This is a genomic window from Phocaeicola intestinalis (genome assembly GCF_014837065.1).
Taxonomy (GTDB): domain Bacteria; phylum Bacteroidota; class Bacteroidia; order Bacteroidales; family Bacteroidaceae; genus Phocaeicola; species Phocaeicola intestinalis.
In genome coordinates this window covers 1-20978 of the sequence record NZ_JACSPP010000007.1, presented here as the reverse complement: position 1 = coordinate 20978, position 20978 = coordinate 1, and the positions used below count along the sequence as shown (strand labels likewise).

14 protein-coding genes and 3 pseudogenes are annotated in these 20978 nt (G+C 37.2%); 12 read left to right on the top strand and 5 right to left on the bottom strand.

Translation table 11 applies throughout. The features are described 5' to 3' along the window. The first annotated feature begins 94 nt into the window (after nucleotides 1-94). The 3 genes from H9625_RS03775 (at nucleotide 95) to H9625_RS03765 (ending at nucleotide 4475) form a co-directional block, all read left to right on the top strand. The gene (locus H9625_RS03775) at nucleotides 95-2032 is read left to right on the top strand and encodes an ABC-F family ATP-binding cassette domain-containing protein (protein WP_022038762.1); all 1938 of its coding nucleotides are present in this window, start codon (nucleotides 95-97) and stop codon (nucleotides 2030-2032) included. Between the two features lie 93 nt (nucleotides 2033-2125). Further along, a complete protein-coding gene (locus H9625_RS03770; RefSeq protein ID WP_191763038.1) occupies nucleotides 2126-4165 on the top strand; it encodes a M13 family metallopeptidase in 2040 nt (679 codons plus the stop codon). 103 nt (nucleotides 4166-4268) lie between these two features. After that, a complete protein-coding gene (locus H9625_RS03765) occupies nucleotides 4269-4475 on the top strand; it encodes a hypothetical protein (protein WP_191763036.1) in 207 nt (68 codons plus the stop codon). Nucleotides 4476-4874: 399 nt separating this feature from the next. Here the strand turns inward: H9625_RS03765 and H9625_RS03760 are convergent, their stop codons facing one another. The 5 genes and pseudogenes from H9625_RS03760 to H9625_RS17575 all read right to left on the bottom strand — a co-directional run. Next, entirely contained in the window at nucleotides 4875-5171 is a 297-nt protein-coding gene (locus H9625_RS03760) for a helix-turn-helix domain-containing protein (RefSeq protein WP_191763034.1), read from the bottom strand. Continuing rightward, a complete protein-coding gene (locus H9625_RS03755; RefSeq protein WP_191763033.1) occupies nucleotides 5149-5457 on the bottom strand; it encodes a helix-turn-helix domain-containing protein in 309 nt (102 codons plus the stop codon). The genes H9625_RS03760 and H9625_RS03755 overlap by 23 nt, the downstream gene beginning before the upstream one ends. A 622-nt stretch (nucleotides 5458-6079) precedes the next feature. Beyond that, nucleotides 6080-7242, bottom strand: a pseudogene (locus H9625_RS17940) (transposase). Between the two features lie 427 nt (nucleotides 7243-7669). Next, nucleotides 7670-9112 (bottom strand): annotated as a pseudogene (locus H9625_RS18015) (IS4 family transposase). A gap of 529 nt (nucleotides 9113-9641) precedes the next feature. Then, nucleotides 9642-9925: pseudogene (locus tag H9625_RS17575) on the bottom strand (DDE transposase); the annotation flags it as partial. 987 nt (nucleotides 9926-10912) lie between these two features. On the opposite strand from H9625_RS17575, the gene H9625_RS03745 reads away from it, so the two are divergent. The 9 genes from H9625_RS03745 to tnpC all read left to right on the top strand — a co-directional run bounded on the left by H9625_RS03745 (nucleotide 10913) and on the right by tnpC (nucleotide 20938). After that, the gene (locus H9625_RS03745; RefSeq protein WP_191763030.1) at nucleotides 10913-12133 is read left to right on the top strand and encodes a radical SAM protein; all 1221 of its coding nucleotides are present in this window, start codon (nucleotides 10913-10915) and stop codon (nucleotides 12131-12133) included. A gap of 145 nt (nucleotides 12134-12278) precedes the next feature. Beyond that, entirely contained in the window at nucleotides 12279-14165 is a 1887-nt protein-coding gene (locus tag H9625_RS03740; RefSeq protein ID WP_225226249.1) for a GNAT family N-acetyltransferase, read from the top strand. Nucleotide 14166: 1 nt separating this feature from the next. Next, nucleotides 14167-14700 carry a GNAT family N-acetyltransferase gene (locus H9625_RS03735; RefSeq protein ID WP_191763027.1) on the top strand — a complete coding sequence of 178 codons (534 nt, stop codon included), beginning with the start codon at nucleotides 14167-14169 and terminating at the stop codon, nucleotides 14698-14700. A gap of 3 nt (nucleotides 14701-14703) precedes the next feature. After that, nucleotides 14704-16542, top strand: coding sequence for a B12-binding domain-containing radical SAM protein (locus tag H9625_RS03730; protein ID WP_191763025.1), 1839 nt, complete (start codon nucleotides 14704-14706; stop codon nucleotides 16540-16542). A 19-nt stretch (nucleotides 16543-16561) separates the two neighbouring features. Continuing rightward, a complete protein-coding gene (locus H9625_RS03725) occupies nucleotides 16562-17644 on the top strand; it encodes a glycosyltransferase family 2 protein (protein ID WP_191763023.1) in 1083 nt (360 codons plus the stop codon). 2 nt (nucleotides 17645-17646) lie between these two features. Beyond that, nucleotides 17647-18558 carry a hypothetical protein gene (locus tag H9625_RS03720; RefSeq protein ID WP_191763021.1) on the top strand — a complete coding sequence of 304 codons (912 nt, stop codon included), beginning with the start codon at nucleotides 17647-17649 and terminating at the stop codon, nucleotides 18556-18558. A gap of 74 nt (nucleotides 18559-18632) precedes the next feature. Further along, nucleotides 18633-18974: an IS66 family insertion sequence element accessory protein TnpA gene (gene tnpA / locus H9625_RS03715; RefSeq protein WP_191763020.1), complete on the top strand. Its 342-nt coding sequence runs from the start codon at nucleotides 18633-18635 to the stop codon at nucleotides 18972-18974. A 3-nt stretch (nucleotides 18975-18977) separates the two neighbouring features. After that, nucleotides 18978-19340, top strand: a complete 363-nt coding sequence (tnpB, locus tag H9625_RS03710; protein WP_191763018.1) for an IS66 family insertion sequence element accessory protein TnpB — start codon at nucleotides 18978-18980, stop codon at nucleotides 19338-19340. A gap of 83 nt (nucleotides 19341-19423) precedes the next feature. Then, nucleotides 19424-20938, top strand: a complete 1515-nt coding sequence (gene tnpC / locus H9625_RS03705) for an IS66 family transposase (RefSeq protein ID WP_225226247.1) — start codon at nucleotides 19424-19426, stop codon at nucleotides 20936-20938. The last annotated feature ends 40 nt before the right edge of the window (nucleotides 20939-20978 follow it).

The window sequence follows — 20978 nt, the reverse complement described above, 5'->3', positions numbered from 1 at the left end:
TAAGTTCTTAAGTTTTTGAAGTTTTAAGTTTAGCTTGCAAAACGAAAAGACTTAAGGACTTACAAACTCAAGAACTAAAGGACTAGGCATTTATATGATTTCTATAGAAGGTTTGAAAGTGGAATTCGGAGTAACTCCATTGTTCAAAGATGTATCGTTTGTTATCAACAAGAAAGACCGCATTGCCCTGGTAGGCAAGAACGGTGCAGGCAAGTCTACCTTATTGAAAATACTTGCCGGCATGCAACGTCCCACCGAAGGCACAGTAGCGGTACAGCGCGGAGTTACCATCGGTTATCTGCCCCAGGTTATGGTGCTGAGCGATACACGTACGGTACGTGCCGAAGCAGAAATGGCATTCGAACATATCTTCGAAATGAAAAAACACCTGGAACAGATGAACCAGGAACTTTCAGACCGTACCGATTATGACTCGCCAGACTATCACGGACTGATAGACCGTTTTACACACGAAAACGAACGTTTTCAAATGATGGGAGGCAATAATTACCAGGCTGAGCTGGAACGCACCTTGGTGGGCTTGGGCTTTGCCCGTTCTGATTTCGACCGTCCTACCAGTGAGTTCAGCGGAGGATGGCGTATGCGCATCGAACTTGCCAAACTGCTTTTGCGCCATCCAGACGTGCTTCTGCTTGACGAGCCTACCAATCATCTTGACATCGAGAGCATTCAGTGGCTGGAAGGATTCTTGAAAATGGAACCGGGAGCCGTAGTACTGGTCAGCCATGACCGGGCTTTCATCAACAATGTCACCAATCGCACTATCGAAATATCGTGCGGACATATCTATGATTATCGGGTACCTTACGACCAGTTCGTTGTCCTCCGCAAAGAACGACGTGAACAGCAACTCCGTGCCTACGAAAACCAACAGAAAGAAATAAAAGACACTGAAGACTTCATTGAACGTTTCCGTTATAAGGCGACTAAGGCAGTACAGGTGCAGAGCCGCATCAAGCAACTCGAAAAAATCGTACCTGTCGAAGTGGACGAAGAAGACAACTCATCCTTACACCTCAAGTTCCCACCCGCCATCCGCTCGGGCAATTATCCCGTGATATGCGAAAACCTGAAGAAAGCGTACGGTTCCCATGTGGTATTCCACGATGTGAACCTTACCATCCATCGAGGTGAAAAAATAGCATTCGTGGGCAAGAACGGCGAAGGAAAATCCACACTCGTCAAGTGCATCATGGACGAAATACCCTATGAAGGAAAACTCACCATCGGACACAACGTGCAAATCGGCTATTTTGCCCAAAACCAGGCACAACTACTTGACGAGAACCTGACCGTATTCGATACCATCGACCGCGTGGCAAAAGGAGACATACGCCTGAAGATACGCGATATCCTGGGCGCATTTATGTTCGGAGGCGAAGCTTCCGACAAAAAAGTAAAAGTGCTTTCGGGAGGAGAAAGAAGCCGGTTGGCAATGATACGCCTCTTGCTCGAACCGGTCAACCTGCTTATTCTCGACGAACCTACCAACCACCTTGATATGCGCTCGAAAGATGTACTCAAAGAAGCCATACGCGAATTCGACGGCACTGTGATAGTCGTTTCGCACGACCGTGAGTTTCTCGATGGACTGGTGACCAAAGTCTACGAATTCGGCGGAGGACTGGTGAAAGAACACATCGGCGGCATATACGATTTCTTACAGAAGAAAAAAATAGAAAATCTGAATGAACTTCATCTCTCCGCATCTACATCCGAAGGTGTAAAGAAAAAGGAAGAAAAAGACCCTCCCAGTGAAGGCAAACTTTCTTACGAAGCCCAACGAGAACAAACACGCAAGATACGCAAGCTGGAAAAACAGGTAGCAGAACTGGAAACATCTATCGAAAAAATGGAACAGCAGGTGTCGGCACTCGAAAACCGTATGGCAACACCCGAAGGTGCAGCCGACATGTCACTCTACCAGGAACATCAGAAACTGAAAGAGCAGATAGCCGCAGCGGAGACCGAATGGGAAACCATTTCACTTGAACTGGAAGAACTGAAATAAATTCTCAACCTACACTTGACTGGGAAAACACCCCCATAATTCTTTTACTCGTAATGATAAAGACAAAACTAAGTTTTTAAACAAAATAGCAATATGAAAACAAAACATTATGTAGCAGTAGCCGCTTTTGCCACACTGGCAATGGCCGGCTGCACCGGACAAAAGAATGCCACGAACACTTCGGGCATTGATTTGGCGAATATGGACACTACCGTATCCGCCGGTACCGATTTCTTCCGTTATGCCTGCGGAGGATGGAATGACGCACACCCGCTAACCGCTGAATATTCACGCTACGGCACATTCGACCAACTGGCAGAAAACAATCAGAAGCAGCTGCGCGGGCTGATTGAAGAACTTGCAGCCAAACAAAACGAATCTGGAACCGCCGCACAGAAAATCGGTGACCTTTATAATATGGCAATGGACAGTGTGACACTGAACAAGCAAGGATGCGAACCAGTGAAACCTATGCTTGAAAAAATAGCCGCACTTACTGACAAAAGCCAGGTCATCCCGATGGCAGTCGAGATGCGACGTACAGCAGGTATAGGCACTTTCTTCAGCTACTACGTTTATGCCGATCCCAAAAACAGTGTGCTGAACATCTTCCAGATGGGACAAGGCGGCATCAACTTGGGCGAAAAAGAATATTACCTCGACAATGACAGCATCACCCAAAACATCCGCGAGCAATACAAAAAATACATTGCAAAACTTTTCACCCTTGCCGGATTTACTGAAACCGATGCACAACAGAAGGTGGCAGACGTAATGGAAATAGAAACTGCCATTGCCAAAGTATCGAAAAGTGCAACCGAACTGCGTGACCCCGAAGCCAATTACCACAAAATGACATATGCCGAACTCAAGAAGCAGATTTCCGGCATTGACTGGGATGCCTTTATGAAGGCTTTGGGTATCGAAGCACCTGCCGAACTGAACGTAGAACAAATAGAACCCATTCAGGAAGTAGCGAAGCTCATCAATACCCTGCCGCTCTCCAAAAGCATTTCATACTTGGAATACAACCTGCTTGACGCTGCAGCTCCCACATTGAGCGATGATTTCGTGACTGCACGCTTCGACTTCTATGGTAAAGTGATGTCCGGACGACAAGCCAATCAACCACGCTGGAAACGTGCCGTTAATAGCGTCGATGGTTTATTGGGTGAACTGGTAGGCGAAATGTATGTCGAAAAATATTTCCCCGCTGCAGCCAAGGAACGTATGGTCAACCTCGTAAAAAACCTGCAAACAGCACTGGGACAGCGCATCGATGCACAAGAATGGATGAGCGACAGCACCAAAATGCGTGCCCATGAAAAACTGGATGCTTTCCGCGTGAAAGTGGGTTATCCCGACAAGTGGAAAGACTATTCAGCACTTGAAATCCAGAAAGACTCGTATTGGGCAAACGTATGCCGTGCTGCTGCCTGGGGCTTCAACGACATGATATCCCGTTTGGGAAAACCAGTCGACCGCGATGAATGGCTGATGACACCGCAAACCGTCAATGCTTACTACAATCCCTCTACTAACGAAATCTGCTTCCCGGCAGCAATCCTTCAACCACCATTCTTTAACATGGAAGCCGATGATGCTGCCAACTACGGTGCTATCGGCGTAGTAATCGGACACGAAATGACTCACGGATTCGATGATCAGGGACGTCAGTTCGACAAGGAAGGCAATCTGAAAGACTGGTGGGCAGCAGGAGATGCCGACCGCTTCAAAGAACGTGCACAAGTAATGGTGGACTTCTTCAACAACATCGAAGTACTTCCAGGATTACACGGAAACGGCCAGCTCACCTTGGGTGAAAACCTTGCCGACCACGGAGGTTTGAACATCGCATACCTGGCATTCCAAAACGCCACAAAAGATGCCCCGTTGGAAGATAAAAACGGCTTTACACCTGCACAACGTTTCTTCATTGCCTATGCTACGTTATGGGCAGGAAACATCCGCGACGAACAGATTCGTGTATATACCAAGAGCGATCCTCACTCGTTGGGCGAATGGCGTGTAAACGGTGCCCTGCCTCATATCCAGGCTTGGTATGATGCTTTCAACATCACTCCGAACGATCCACTTTACGTAGCTCCGGAAAAACGCGTGAACATTTGGTAAAGAATCCATATATGGCGATGAATAATATAAAAACAAGCAGATTCTTCAGTATTGGTTCTTCAGACTGATCCGTCATAAGAAGCTGTTTTGAATTTATCGTGCGATGATTTGGGATGAGTTTTTGAGGCATTTTCGCTTCTGTGATGAGGAAGATAGCGGGCTATCTGACGAAGAACAGGAGCGGAAAGGACCAAAAAATCGCCCAAAGCACACACGAAAACAGATACATCAAGCCAAGAAAAACTTTTTGGAGAAATTCAAAACAGCTTCTAAGAACTTTCCATCTGCAACAACCTTCATCGCACAATAAAAAACTCCCTATCATTATTCAGAATACGGATAATGATAGGGAGCTTTTTATTTGATTTAATTTCCTGTTTAAGGGGGTCACTCAGCCTCAAAAAGAGCATAAAAAAAAGAGCTACATCACCTGTAACTCTCCAATTATCATGTGGTGCCACCAGGAATCGAATATTTTAATTCAAAATCCTAAATTACAGCACTTTAATATCTTTGGAAAAATCCCCGAACCACTGAATCAGCCATCTGCCAAATTCACCAATTTTCGATAGATTCTCGTTAATCATCCTTTGACTTTACAAAAGTAAGTGTTCGGTTCTATTCCTCCAAATATTTATATAATTATTTAGGGGTAGCTACAAGCTATTTTATAAAGTTTATCTTTTGATTATTAATGTTTTAAGAAATATCATTCAAATACCAAAACTTTGTTTCTTTCCAATATTTCTATAATGTCCTGTTCCTTATACAGGATCTTTCCTCCTATTTTGTAATATGGCAATTTACCATTCATTCTATATTCAATGAGTGTTCTTTTGGTTATTTTGAGAGCCTTTGATAATTCTTGTTCTGTAATATAGCGGTTCCCGTCTAATATAAGTCTGTAGATTAAAGGATTTGCATCCAACATTTTGGATATACCTTCCATGGCTTCAATAAATCTCTTGACCTCATTACTATCCTTATTCAATACCTGCTGTCCCATTTCCATTATTTGTATATGTTTTAAGGTTATTCCTTACATAGCTTAGAATATCTTCTTTTTTATAATAAATCTTTCTGTCTATACGACTGAAGGGGATTAGCCCTTTCTGTCTTAAAGACAACAGTTTTCTGTCTGATATATTCATAAGAATACATACATCCTGATTATCCAACCATTCATTCTGTTCAGATTTGGAAGAGTTCAGTCCTTTCAGTTGTTTTTCTATCTTGAACAATATGTCGTTCATTTCCATAAATGCACTGGCTTCTATGTTCACTATCTCCATAATCATTTGTTTAAGTGGTTGGTACAAAAATAGAATAGAAGGCTGTGGAACACAAGAGACTATCATCAAAGTGCATTATATTACATCAGATGTCATAGCGAAGCAACTGAACTATGCAGATCGGAGGGAGCTGAAATCCCTGTCTTATTTCGGGATTTTATAAGCAGACTATGTTTGGTTATTTGGGAAGGTGGATTTTCACTGTAATTGTGAGGTCGTATATGGGATATAAGGATAGCCGCCTTTGATTTACGGCTATGCGTCACATCGGTCGCAGTTTATCCCTGTAATCTTTCCTTTAATTCCAATCCGTTTGCCGCCGCATTCTTTTTCAGGTGAATTTTCATGGCGTAAGCCATAAGGAAAATTCTCCTGAAAAAAGAAATAAATGCGGCTGGCAAATCAGGATTGGGATTTATCTTTGATGGAAGAGATAACTAACTAATTTTAGCTAGTTTTTCGTTAAAATTTTGTCTATATCATTCTTCAAAAAAAGAGAGTAATAATTCTTTGATGCAGAAGAAAGAATAATTTTAATGGAGTAACCATTTGTAATTCCTATTTTAAGCTATTTATTTTATATTTAATTTATTGGCAATAGTTCGTTAAAAATTAGCCTAGTCTAAACGGCTCTTGCAGTAAATAAAATGAGTTCTTTAAAAAGTATGTCAATTAAATGCGTATCTGGTTCAATCTCAAGCATGTAAATAAATCGTTTAAGCACGTAAGCATTGTGTATGACTGACTTGCATGATGATATGGAATATTTTATTTCCATTTTCTTACAGGTTACCTTGGCAAGGTTTATCGCTGCAAGTGATGCATTAAAGTGAAATGCCAGTTTCATGAAGTCTGTAGACTGATAGTTTGTTATTCCGGTATGTTGCTTGGCATCACGAAAGCAAAATTCGAGTTGGAAACGTCTCCTGTAAAAGTCTAGAACATCTTGTGCGTTCTGTATTTCGTCCGTATAAAAATACAACTGCTATTTGTCTGTTCTTCCATCCATAGGATACCATATAGCCAAGTTTACAAAGCGTTTGAGTGCTTTTGAGTATGCTTTTAGTCCGTAAAGTTTACCCTTATTCACTTTGTACTCGGCACATCTTGCAATGTCCAGATTTTCAAAGCCAGTCTTTCCGTCATACAATTTTGGACGTCCGCGTTTACTATTCTATTTTCTAAAGTGGGATAAAATAATATGGCATCATTCCTGAAACAGCTTATTACGTGGAAACCGTTATCGTACAATGGTTTGATGAAAGTTTCCTTTGAAAAGAATGCATCACATACGACAGTGCCAGAAATACTTTTAAGATGTTTCTGTATGCTGATAAGATAAGAACTGTACCAGTCAACAAGATTCTTTTCACAGCCTTCCAGCGTTGCATTCTCAAGCGTCTGTAAAGAGCCCAAAATCATACATTCATGGTTGTTAACGTTTATAACTCCTATACCTGTTATTTTCAGTCCGCGTTTGTATTTACCGGCACAACCGGACCAGAAATAGCCAATTCACGAAGTTTTGTTGCTTGACTTTGGAATGAAAAACGGATCAACGGCTATCGCCTTATGACCACCTTTAAGGTGTTCCCTGATAATGGCCTAATTGAAGGAAAATCATTCAAAGCTGTCATTTTCAAAATTGTTACGGTCAGGTATGGCTATGAACAATTATATAACATCTATGAATACTTTCCAGAAATATTTGCTTATATCTACAACTGATTCGAGAGCATTTCTGTGCTCGAATTGGTATTTCATAAGGAGTGATTCTTTACTCACAATTCAGCGTGGTAATACATCTTTAATCTACTAATAATCAGTGAATTATAAATACGGTCATTGATTTCGGTAGTTTTGCATATATTTTTTATCACTTTTCTTACTCCTTAACTATTCATTTTTGACAGTAATGATCTCTTTAATATAATTTTAAACTAGCTAACACTAATTCTATTATTTAATTTAAATTTATCGGTAAAAATTTATCGAAGTATTATATATGAAAAAACAACCAAAAGCTCTACCATTCTAAAAAAATTATATATATTTGCGAAGCTAAGTAATTTTTGTTGTTATTCTTTAAAATCTAACAGTGTAAAGACACGACAATTTTCTCAAATCGTGTAATTCATAAATCAACAAATTCAAGTTGATACACATTATTAACTAAATTATAACTTAAGTTTCGCAAGTAAAGTGTAGCTCCTCAGGCGGCTGGTGTCAGCCTGTCGAAAGCCTGCTTTACTGCTTTGATTTGTTTATCGTTTGATATTACTTGTTCTGTCAGAACCATTGCATCACAGTTAAGTACCTCGGCAATGACGTTTATAACTTCTACGATCAGCAGCCAAATTTTTTCGGCTACTGAAAGTTCAACAGAGTTCTTTGAAATTTCAGCAAAGAGTCCTCCGATAGTTTCGTATGACTCATTGCGTTTGACATAACTGAGTATATTGTACTGTAGTACGCACAATGATATGCCTGCAATCTGTCCGGCGAAGTCTCTGCACTGGTTCTTTCCGAGTTTGAGGTTTTGCTTCATCTCTTTATGAGCCACTTCGATAACCCATCTTCTTGAATAAAGTCTGAAGGCTTCTTTTACATCAAGTTTAAGATCAGAGGTAAGCAGAGCATTCCAATTGCCGTTCTTACCTCTTCTGTAGAAGAGCAGACTGACCTTAATGCCGGAGATTTTAGCAGAGACAGTTGCTGTGTAGTAACCGATTGAGCGGCTATACTTTACGCTCTTGGATTTCTGGAGAGCCTTGATAAGCTCAGGCGCTGTCTTGTTTCCAAGATCTGTCTCATACTTGGTTTTGCCCATCTTTATCATTCCGATAAGGTGGCATCCAAAGTGCCTTGAGACTACGAACTTCAAAAGCTCAGAGCAGGTAAACCAGCTGTCAACAAGAAGATAATCGAAACGTACGCCCTCTATGATTGAGCGTTTGAGCATACTGATGGCCGTCTCAATCTTACTTGCAAAATACTCAGCGCTACGCCTGGCAATACGCTTATCCTCTGAGTGTTCCTTGCAGTAGCGAGCTTCCGTCTGTTTCTTGGATAAACCCTGTGGCTTATCGCTTCGTTTTCCTTCCTATCCATGAAGAGAAAAGTCAAGGAGAAACTGGGATACACCATCCGTAAAACAGAGGAACATTGCCTTGAATCCAAGTATAGGCTTCATTTGGGTATGAGAGAATACCTTGCCAATCTTCTCGGTCTTGAATCCGGTCTTCGGAAGGTCTGTATCATCGATGATGACACACCTGATGTCCGACTTCAATGTCGTTCTACGTTTCACACGTGAATACACCTGCCTGAAAACCGAGTAGATTATACGTCGCCAATTGATGTTGCCGTCGTTCATGAAACGATAGAACATATCTTTGTGGCAGACAAACATCTTGCCCAGGGCAGAAGACGAATAGTTGGCAGCATTCTTAATTGAAAAGAACGGGAACAGAACAAGCAGCTGCAACACCTGAAGACAGGTGAATTTGCAATTCGGATTCTTAACTGACCCGATGACTTTGCTTTGTATCCTTATGCTGTTCATAATGGTTGATATGCTGTTTATTGCCTTGCTAGAGTCATTCTTTGCAAAAAACTCTTGGAGTTCACCGATAATATATCTATTTTTGTTCATGGCTAAAGGGTGCTATATCGTTTGTTTGGCGACATTAATATAGTGATAATCATCGAATTATCAAACTCTTTAGCCTTTTTTATTACATTATTTGAGTACTTGCGAAACTTGAAATTATAATTTTATGAGAAAAATTAGATGGAACATTTGGAAATGTGGAAATTGTGGATGCACATTAAGATTACCCGCTGAAGCAGGTGTACCTGAATCATATGGGTGTGAATGTGAATCCGGTTATCATGCCTGGTATATAGAAGACTACTATACTGAAGAAACTTGGGGGTAGTCAGGAGTTTTGTTTAAATGCGGGATGACCATATCTTTTTCTAACTATATGGGTATCCAGTAAAAGTCCTTAAATATATAATGGCATATGAAGATGATAAAACATAATCACTTCATCTGCCATTTATTGTAATTTTTCTGTATTTTCTTACTTAATTCTAACCGTTAAAACATGCCTCTCCCAAATAGGTTTGAAGAGCTTTTCTGATTCTGCAAGTAAAATCATGTTATACGTATTTAGCTGTTATGTTCGTGATTTTTCTATCATCAGTACGGCATTTGCAGTACGCATGCAGAAGAATGAAATCCACAGTATTTCTGTCTTTCTATTTCTTGTCTTTATTCTCTAAAAACGAATAATGCTGTTTTTGTGTATCGAAACTTCCTTCAAGCTTGGTGCTCTTTCTTTTGAGAGTTCACTTCTGAGAATTTTTCTCATTTATTAGTCTTTGCAGCTTCTTCCTTAAATACGAAGGATGTGGATATCCTAGCTGTCAAGTTCACTTTCTCATTAAAACTATTGCGATATTTTTCCTAAGATCAAATCCTATGTAAGCTTCTGGTAAACTACGTATTTTCTGCAACCTCTTCAACCAGATTGACAAGAAGAAACGATCCGAGTGTCTTTATCAGAGCTATTTCCCGTGTAAGACATTCAGTTCCAATATTCAGGGGGATGATTTCGAAGCAACGCGGGATTATCTCGAATAATGCAACGCTTTTCTGACGGGTACATTTTTAAGTTTTGAATTTGTTACATATTCAAAATAGTATGCTATTTTAAATAGTTAATTCATAAATAATAGGACATTTATTATGATAAAAGAAGATTTTATAAAAAAAGTTTCCTGATATAAAGGTTCAGCAATTTGAAACTGAAACTATACTAAGCAAATAGGATATCATGAATATTGTAGAACAGGCTACACAGTCTATGGATATGGGGCTTGTCTATTACGAACATAACGGATGTGATATAACTGTTTCACATCAGAGAAAATGAAGACCGAGCTTGCCAAGATGGTACCAGGCTACAAGGTTACTGATCCAAATACAGGAGAAACCGGAACTGTTGTATCAGAAAAATATATAGTTTGTGGCAATTACTGTGTGAGTGTGGAGTTTCCAAGCGGAAGCGATGTTTATGACTGCGATTTCTTTGTTTACTAATATCAAAAATTAATACGTTTTTTTATTGATTTTGTTTTAATCATTATTCTTTTTTATATCAAAAGTTCTTGTTTTAAAATATTTTGTTATAAATTTATGCGTTATAAAAAGCAGAATCCGAAAAGCTTTAATAGAGTAGGAGTAATCTAATGGTCTTTAAACATGAATAAGTTTAAACTTTTGTGTGATGGAAGAAAAGAAAAATCCATCCATATTGTAAACCGTTGTTGTCCTGGTGAATGTATTGCTGGACCGGGATCACCTATTACACGTTGCAATAAAATTAAATAACGTGATGTATTAATAAGGAGGATGTTTACCACATCCTCCTAAAATTTTAATATTATGAAGAAATACAGAATAAAAGATAATGTATATATAGTAGAAGGATTAAAGAAAGCATCAATATACGATTGTAATAATGATAAACACTATTGGGTAGATAAAGATGTATCACAATTTTTTCATAACCTTTTAGACGGTCAGGTTTCCGAAAGTGATAAAGATACATTAGATGGTGCTCTGGAACTACAACTAATAGAAGAAACAGATTGCAATGAATTACAAAAGTGGCCCGATATAACAGAATTATTTAATTTCTCTCGTCATATTGATTATGCATGGATTGAATTGACTAATCAATGTAACTTGAAATGTACTCATTGTTACAATGAGACAGAACAAAGAGAAAAAAAATGTCTATCATATGAAGACTTTACTTATGTTGTAGATGAGTTGGTCAGATTTGGAATTAAAGCAGTTCAACTTATAGGTGGGGAACCATTTGTGATTAAAGAGGATATTTTATTCAAGATGCTTGATTATGCTTCTTCGTCATTTGAGGAATTCGAGCTCTTCTTTAACGGTACATTGACTAATAAAAAACACCTTGAATATATAAAGCAAAATTATCCTAATTGTAAGATTGCTATGTCCTTACATTCTTTTATTAAAGAGGAACATGAGAAAATAACACAAGTAAAAGGCTCATATGAGAAGAGTATAGAGACACTGCATAACTTGCAGGATCTTAATATGAAATTTAGATATGTCGGTATATACGCAGCTGGCATTGATATTGGTAAAGAACTAGATTTCGGAGTTCCTTATCGAAGAGATTATATCCGTTTAACAGGTAGAGGAAACCTTTCTCATTATAATCGACAATTACTTTCAGAAAAGCTAATAACTCTTGATACATTTAAATTTAATGATTTGGAAGCTACTCTCAAAAGTACATATTCTGAATGTTGCTTTGCTAATTATCTTTATATAGGTAGTGATATGAATGTGTATCCTTGTGTTATGGAACGCAGATTATGCCATGGCAATTTGAGGAATAAGGCTTTAACAGAAATTTTGGACCGCACAATTATTAACTACTCAAAAGATAACGTGAAGGAGTGTCAAAATTGTGAATTTAGACATTTATGTAAAGATTGTCGCCCAGACTCAATTAGTATGATCGTTGATGATAAGCCTTGGTATTGTACATATGATGTTGCAAATGGAGTATGGAAAGACAAAGATGCTTTTATCGATGATTTACTTAAAATGCAAAAATAAAACGACATGATTAACAAAGGTAATTACCATATACCTTATTAATAGGAGAAATTATCGAAAGGCTATGGTATTATTGTACATATGACTCCTAAACTGGTAAATGGGCGTCTTTTAAATAAATTAACAATATTGTTTATTCATAATAATGATTTCAGATATTATAATAAGGAAGTTTGATACCAAAATGGATCTACTTCAATTCCATAAATTGCATTCAGATCCTTCTTCTATGCAGTTTTATGGTATGAATGAATTTAAGACAACTGAAGAGTCATATACATTGATGACTTCTTATATAAATTCTGAATTAAATAAAAAGTCCATTCATCGAGTAATTGCTGATGCCTTTACAAATGAATATCTTGGTGAGATTGGAGTCTTCAACATCAATGCCATACATAATAGAGCAAATGCATACTGTATTTTGTTACCAGAGTGTAGAAAAAAAGGTTATTCTGTTAAAGCTTCATCTCTATTTTATAAAGAAGTATTTGAATCAACTGAAATTAATAGGATTCAGGCGTTGGTTGACTGTGATAATATCAATGCTATCAAATCATTAAAAGGCCTTGGTTTTATTCATGAAGGTAGATTGAAAGAGTATGAGTTAGATCGAGGACGTTATATTGATATAGATATCTTTGCTTTATTAAAAAGCAGATTTTATTACATAGTGCCATGGATTTCATGGAAAGAATATATTGTTGATGGCTTATCGAAAACTTTGATATATGAACAAAGATCACATAAATATTATCTACTTTCTGGTGAAACGTCTTTAATATGGAAAACACTGGCTTCTGGAGGTTTTACGGTAAATCAGGATATTTCATCATTATCCATATTGATTGACGAAGGTATAATCATATTTTATGCCCCCCTTGGAGAGAGTAAAAACTCTTCTGGGACCATTGAAATATTTGACAAGAGTCCAGATACTTTCTATGAGAAAATTAAAAATGAGGGATATGTATATGATATCCACTGGGACATTACAAATCGGTGTAATGAAAAATGTGTACATTGCTACAATATGAATGCTCATTCTGGGCATAGGAATGAACATGAAAATGAACTCTCTTTTGAAGAAGCAGTAAAGCTTGTTGATGAATTGTCTTATTTGGGGGTTTTTAGGCTAGCTATGTCTGGTGGTGAAGTTCTTATGAAGGATTATTTTATCAAGCTGTGTCAATATATAAGATCTAAAAATATTCAGTTGATAATATATACAAATGGGCTGGCTTTCAATGAAAAACTTTTGCAGGTTGTGGCCTCGTTGTTCCCTTCTACTGTCTGCTTTAGTGTTTATGGGAATAACAGTAATGTGCATGATTCAGTAACTGGAGTAAAGGGGGCATACAATAAAATCTTATACGCATTGTCATATTTCAAGGAGAAACATATAGAGACTAGTCATAAAAATACAGCTCTATCTATCAATTATCATTGCTGGAAAGAAACTTTGGCTAAAGGCTATGATTTATCTGATAGTTCGATGTTAAATTGTACTATTTATCCTTCCATGGATGATAGAAAATTATCTAAATATTCTTTGGATGAAACTCAACTTTTACAAATGGCAATGTCCTCTGATAGCCCAATCTATTATAAGAGTCGCAAGATTGGTGCGTGCAACATAAATAAGGATCCGTCAGAAACTCCTTGTTATAATAAAACCAATACTCTATATATTAATCCATTCGGTGAAGTTGGGCTATGTATAGCATTCCCTTGTGTAATAGCAAGTTTGAGAAATAATGATATCAGATGCCTGAAGCGTAAGAAAAAAGATATGCCTTTCATTGAAGATTTTACAAGATTGAATGGTGTTGAACTTTTGGATAATTGGCGGTCTTTGAAAATTGCTGATTTAAAGGAATGTGGAAAATATGATTATTGCAAATTTTGTATAGATGTCTGCCCTGGTGATGCATTTTTATTAAATAATGATTTGCTTAGTGCACCACAAAATCATTGTTCCATTGCTATAGCAAGACATCACGCCTTTATGTTAAATTTATATCATACTTAATATGTCTTTTCCTAATATGTCTTCTATAAGGTTATCCTTGAGAGAGCATCTTGATTCTGATGCTAATGATTATTATAACTTATTATCTGATGAAAGCGCCGTAAGGTATTATGGTCGAAATACTATTGATAGTTTATCGGAAGCAAAATCTGAAATATCAGCTCTACACACCAAATATTTAATGTCTGAATCAATTAAGTGGGCTGTTATACTTGATGCTAAATCGGTTTATATTGGGTCTGTTGGTATTAAGGACTTTACTAATCAACATCATCGTGGTACATTAAGTTGTATATTTTCTCCTAGATATTGGCATTTTGGATATGCTTCTGAAGCATTAAAACTTGTCATAGTATATGCATTTGAAACATTGAAACTTAACCGAATTCAAGCATATGTGGATCCAATAAATGTCAGAGCCATGTCTTTATTTAAGAAACTTGGTTTTAGTTGTGAGGCTATATTACATGAATATGAATTTGAGAGAGGTCGTTTTATTGATATAGCTATATTAGGATTAACAAAAAATAAATGAGTCATGAAAAATGTTTTGTTGAACTGTTTGCCTCCTGTAGACCCATTACGTCCAGGATATTCGTTATCGGTTATTAAACCGTTTCTAATTCAGAATGGTTATAAGGCAAGTGTAAAATATTGGAATCTTTCTTTAAGAAATGTTATTAATGATTTTTGGTTAAATCAGATCGATTCAATTCCATTATCACAGATTTTCAAAGACTTAATGCCCTTCTATAATTATTATGCAATTGACAGAAAAGATCAGAATGTCTTTGATAGAATAAAGATTCTTATTTCTAAGTACTTTCCTAACAAAGCAATAGAATCTCATTTGGAAAACAACGCCATTTTATTGAAAAACTCTATAAAAAAAGAGTTGAAGGATATGAACATCGAAAATTTTGATTATGTATATGTTCAATCTAAATTCTATAAATACGAGCTTATCTCAGCGGGTGTATTCTGTGAAATATTGAAAGAAAGTTATCCTGAGGTAATAACAATAATAGAGGCTCAGGAATTTGAGAGAAAGGCTATGGCTTTGATGGACAGTTTTGATTGTTATGATTTTGCCACGTGGGGTGAGTATGAATTACCACTCCTTGGTCTTTTAAATTCTTTGGTAAGTAATGGAAATCTGTCCTTGACTCCCAATATTATATATCGTCAAAACGGTATGCCTGTTTCTTCATTAAAACGCATAAACCATTTTATTGATATAAATAGCACTCCTATAGCTGATTTCTCAGACTATATCGAACAAACATATGTGGATATAGAAGAAGTACGATTCCCATTAGAAAGTGGTAGAGGTTGCCATTGGAATGGTTGTTCCTTTTGTTTTATGAATGATGGTTATAAACATCGTGTCAAGAAAGTTGAGCGCATCAAATATGAAGTTCGTGAATATATAAAGCAATATAATGCTCAGCTCTTTTATTATATTGATAATGATGTTGTCGGAAATGATATTAAGAGATTTGATGAGATACTTGAGTTTTATAAGGATATAAGAAAGACTAATAAATTTGCTATAACTCTTGCTGAAATTATAGCAAAAGATATTAATGCAGACATTGTTTTGAAGATGCGGGATGCAGGCATTAGGAAAATTCAGATTGGCTATGAATCCACATCAGATAAAATGCTAAAATTGATGAATAAGAAAAGCCATTTTTCCCATTTATTACTTATTTGTAAATGGTGTTTTGCTTATGATATGCTTATGTATCCTCAAAATATACTACGAAGTATGCCATTTGAAACAGATGTATTAATTTTAGAGAACATTCAAAACCTATTTTATTTAAGATTTCTATTAAAATACGATTCATTTTATCATTCTCTTAGAGAATTATGTGTAATGTCAACTTCCCGAGATTATAAAACTTTGACTGATTCTAATAGAATTCAAGATTGGGATTACACCCCTATGCAGGAATTTATGCCAGCCTCTTTATTGAAACCAGAATATACATATGATGTGTTCTTAATTCAAACTAGGAAATACAATCCTCTATGGGAGTTATTTGCGGAAACTGAAACATATTATAAAACGCATAAATTTGATTATTCATTATCAATGAATGATAATGGAGCTGAGTATACTGAATATACTAACAATGTAGCTTGTAATCAAATACAACTTAGCCTTGATGATATTAAAATTCTTTATAACTGTGATAGAAACGTAGTAAATTTCAACAATATATATAATGAACTAGCAGATAGCTATACAAAAGAAGAGTTGTTTAAGCGATTAAAACAGCTGAATGAATTGGGTTTGATATATATGTCCGACATATATGATGAGATAGTATCTACAGTTATTGTTTCGGATAAATACGCTAATAAGTAATAGATGAGTACAGTATTATATGGCAGCAGACATTTTAATATCATTCATTATTCCTGTATGGAATAGGGAGAAGACTATCGGCTTTTGTATTGACTCGATATTATCTCAGTACTTAGATATGAATTTTGAAATTATTATTGTTGATGATTATTCTTCTGATAATTCTGTTCATTTGGTTGAAGAACTTAGAGGTAATAAGTTCTCAAATAGCCTAAATACTTCTTATCTTGCAAAGATTTTACCTGTTTCTTCATTATTATTTGAAGATTTGGACCTTGCTTTAGAACTGAAAATTAGATCTCGTATAAATATCGTAAAACTACCTAAACATCAAGGTGCTGCAATAGCGAGAAATAAAGGTATCGAAAAAGCCAACGGAATGTATATTTGGTTCGTGGATTCTGATGATTTTATTGCAAATGGTGCTTTAAAAACAATTAAATCAAATTTGCTAACATATCATTTTGATATCCTCCGTTTTGGTAAGCAAAACTTCACACGATTTCCGGATAAATATCGTATTACTTGCTTAAATAAAGGGCTTAGGATTATGAATATGAATAACATACAGGATTTGTTGTATATGCTTCAAACAGGTGCTGTATGGTGCGCTGTATTTAGAAGGGATTTTATCGCAAATAATCGTTTTGATGCAAGATTTTCTTATAGTGAAGACAGTTTATTTTCATGGCAAATAACTCTTAAAGCTAAAACAGCTGCATACCTTGATGTTTTATTATATGGTTATATGTATACCTCGGGGTCATTAACGAGCGTTAAGCCGTATGAACGTTTTGATTGCTACATTAGCGTAGTTGAAAATTATGTAAAGGCAATAAAAACATCATATAGATTAAATAAAGAAAAGTCTATATTGATGAATGTATGTGAAAGAAGATTATATTTGCATGCTTTTCACACATTTACATTTTCAGAAATTAATTCAATTATGTGGAATAGGTGGTATGAAGTTTATTATAATGTTATGATTAACAATAACATGAGGGCTGTATGGAAAAGGTTAATTTCTTATATATTATGGAAACTCCATTCTAATAGGTTGTTCAACATTATTTATAATAGATTTATAAAAGTACAATAAGAATGGAACATTTGCTGGTTGCTATTGATCAAGGTGAAACTAAAACAGATGTTATAGTTTTAAAATGTTCTGGAGAAATCTGTGCTTATGTAACAGATAAAGATTTTCGGAACTCTATGGCCAATTTTGATAATAATAGATATTTATTTATCTATCATTCTATCCAACAGGCTATTCTTGAGATTCATTCTTCATTGGATAATGTGGTTTATATATTGGCAGCCATGTGTGGAGCAGATTGGCAAGAGGATTTTGTTAACATGCAAAATACTCTTGCTAAAACTTTATTGTTCCCCAAAGAAAAAATTATCATTGTTAACGATTGTATTGCAGCCTTGCGTGCTGGAATACCATTTCGTAGAGACAATGATAATTATGCTGTAATATGTGCTGGTACAAGACTCAACTGTTCGTTATGGTCAAAGGATGATATGAAATACACTTACGGCAGATTCATAAATATTGAAGATCATGGTGCTTATGCAATAGGTCAACATATTTGGTCTGGAATTATTGATTCTTATAATGGCTTTCAGAGCTCAACTATTTTAGAAGCAAAACTATTACAGTTTTATAATAAAAAATCTTTGGCAGATTTGTATGCTAGTTTTACATGTAATAATATTGTGTTCAATCCTTCGAAATTTGCTCATTTATTAGTTGAGGCTATTAAATGCAACGATAAAGTTTCTATTAATATAATGAATACAATTGCTCACAGATGGGTTCAATATATTGTTCGTGGTTTATCCAAAGTCGCATTAACTCATGAATCAAAATTTACTGTTATACTTACTGGAGGCGTATTACAAAATTATGAATCTCCTTTTATAGAAAGAATAAAGTATGAGTTAAAGAATTATTGTCCAAATGCAACCTGTGTAGTAGCCTCTTTAAAGCCCGTTGTAGGGTAAGCATTCAGTAAACCCCGTCAAATTCCAGCCTTGATTCTTCGTATTTTTGTGTCCATAACCAATATTGTGCAAATATGAAGAATATGACATTAGACCAATTCAAGCGGACATACGAAGACTGGAAGTTATCTGGTTTGTCCGTCCGTGATTATTGTAACAATACCGGATTTGACGAAGGTAAATTTTATTACTGGCGTAGGAGACTAACCGATTCAGCTCTTCCTGATGTACAAGGATTTGTTCCTGTGAGAATGAACAATCTGAACGGTAAACTGAACATCACTACGGCTTCAAAAGAGATAGAATCTGAAAACGGTTCCGAATGCGAGATTATATACGCCAATGGTGTAACGCTCCGTATCAATAGTGCAATATCACTGGAGGTGCTAAAGTCATTAATCCTTTTATGCCAGTAAGCCATGTTTTGCCTCAGTGACTCAGACCGTTTTTTCCTTTACCCTTATCCGACTGATATGCGAAAGAGTTTTTACTCTCTGAGCGGAATCGTGACAGAGAAAATGGGTAAGGATGTACAGGAAGGCGATGCATTTATATTTATCAATAAATCATTGACCAACATGAAAATACTCCATGCCGAATACGGTGGGCTGGTGATATATAATATGAGACTTGAGAGTGGCACTTTCCGTCTGTCTGATATTGACCGTGAAGAGTCTTCCGCTTCACTCTCCGTCAATTGGTCAGAATTGACATTGATTGTGCATGGTATATCACCTTCGGAAGCTAAAAGAGCACCTCGCTGGACTCCTAAAAAACAGTAGCTTTACAGTAAAAAAAGTATGCTCAAAACCTCCTGCATATCAGGTATTTTTCGTATCTTTACAGTACAAAAAGAATACAGAAAATGGCAGAAGATCCGAATTTAAATATGGCACTTGAGGCAGTCCTTCGCGACCGTGACGACTTGTACAGACGTCTTATGCGGGCGGAAAGAAAGCTTAAAGAAATGTCGGATCTGCAGGCAATGAAAGACTCCTACGAAGCCAGGCTGTCAGAGAAAGACAGAATCATTGAAGCTAAGGATAAGGCCATTGAATCCAAGGACAACCGTATCGCATCGTTGGAACGCAAAGTGGAGTATCTTGAGAGGAAAGTATGGGGGGCGATGTCTGAAAAGAGAAGACTCCCTGACGATCCCAACCAACTGAAACTTGACTTCGGCGAGTCGGATATGACACCGGAAGAGGAGGAGGCGGTCCGCCAGGCCATAAAGGAGGTGAGCGAGTACAGGCAGGTGAAGGTCAGGGAACACGAGAAGAAGGTTCCCGTCCGCCAAAAACTGCCGGAACATCTCCGCCGTGAAGAAGAACATATCTACCCCGAAGGCTATCTTGGCAATGAAGACCAATGGGTACTGTTTGATGAAACGGAAACTTCCGAGCATCTTGAATATAAACCGGCCGAACTGTATGTCCGTGTCACTATCAGACATAAGGGTATGCGCAAGGATACAAACCGGATTATCACCGCTCCGGTGAAAAATGAACCGATACCCAAGAGTTATGCAAGCGCTTCGCTACTTACCGAGCTGATGGTCGGCAAATATGTGGACCACCTTCCGTTCTACCGGCAGATACAGATGTTCAAGCGTATAGGCATCAGCCTGCCACCGTCCAGCATCGAAGCCTGGTTCCATGAAGTGGCCGACCTGATGCGTCCCGCCTATTACCGGTTGAAGGAACTGGTCCTGTCTTCCGATTATGTCCAGTCCGATGAGACAACTATACCTATAATCAACAACGAGAAGCATCAGACAATAAAGGGATATCTTTGGCTGGTGCGGAGCGTAACGGGCAACCAGGTCTTCTTCTTTTACCATGACGGTTCCAGAAGCATGAAGGTGGCTCTGGAACTCTTCAAGGGTTATCAAGGGGCCATACAGACAGACGGATATACCGGTTATGGGATACTTGAAAAGACAAAAGGTATCATCATCATATGCTGTTGGGCACATGCCAGACGCTACTTTGAGAGGGCATTGAAGCATGACAAGGCCAGGGCGGAGTATGCCCTGACCATGATAGGCATGCTCTATGACGTGGAACGTATAGCCGATGACGACAACATGAATGAACAGCAGCGTATGGAACTGCGTAAACGGCTTGCATATCCTATAATCTGTTCGTTTGAGAAATGGTGTCTTACGGAGTATGGCAAAGTCCTTCCTAAAAGTCCGATAGGACAAGCCATGAACTACTTCCTTAATCATGTGCGGCAACTGGCACATTACACGATGGACGGTAAATATTGTATAGATAATAATTTGATAGAAAACTCGGTAAGGCCTGTTGCGATCGGACGGTTATGTAGTGTACAACATAAGCGCCCTTATGTTGGCATTATATTTATGTTGGCATAATAGAATAAAATATTGTAAATCAATCTATAAGAAATTTTTT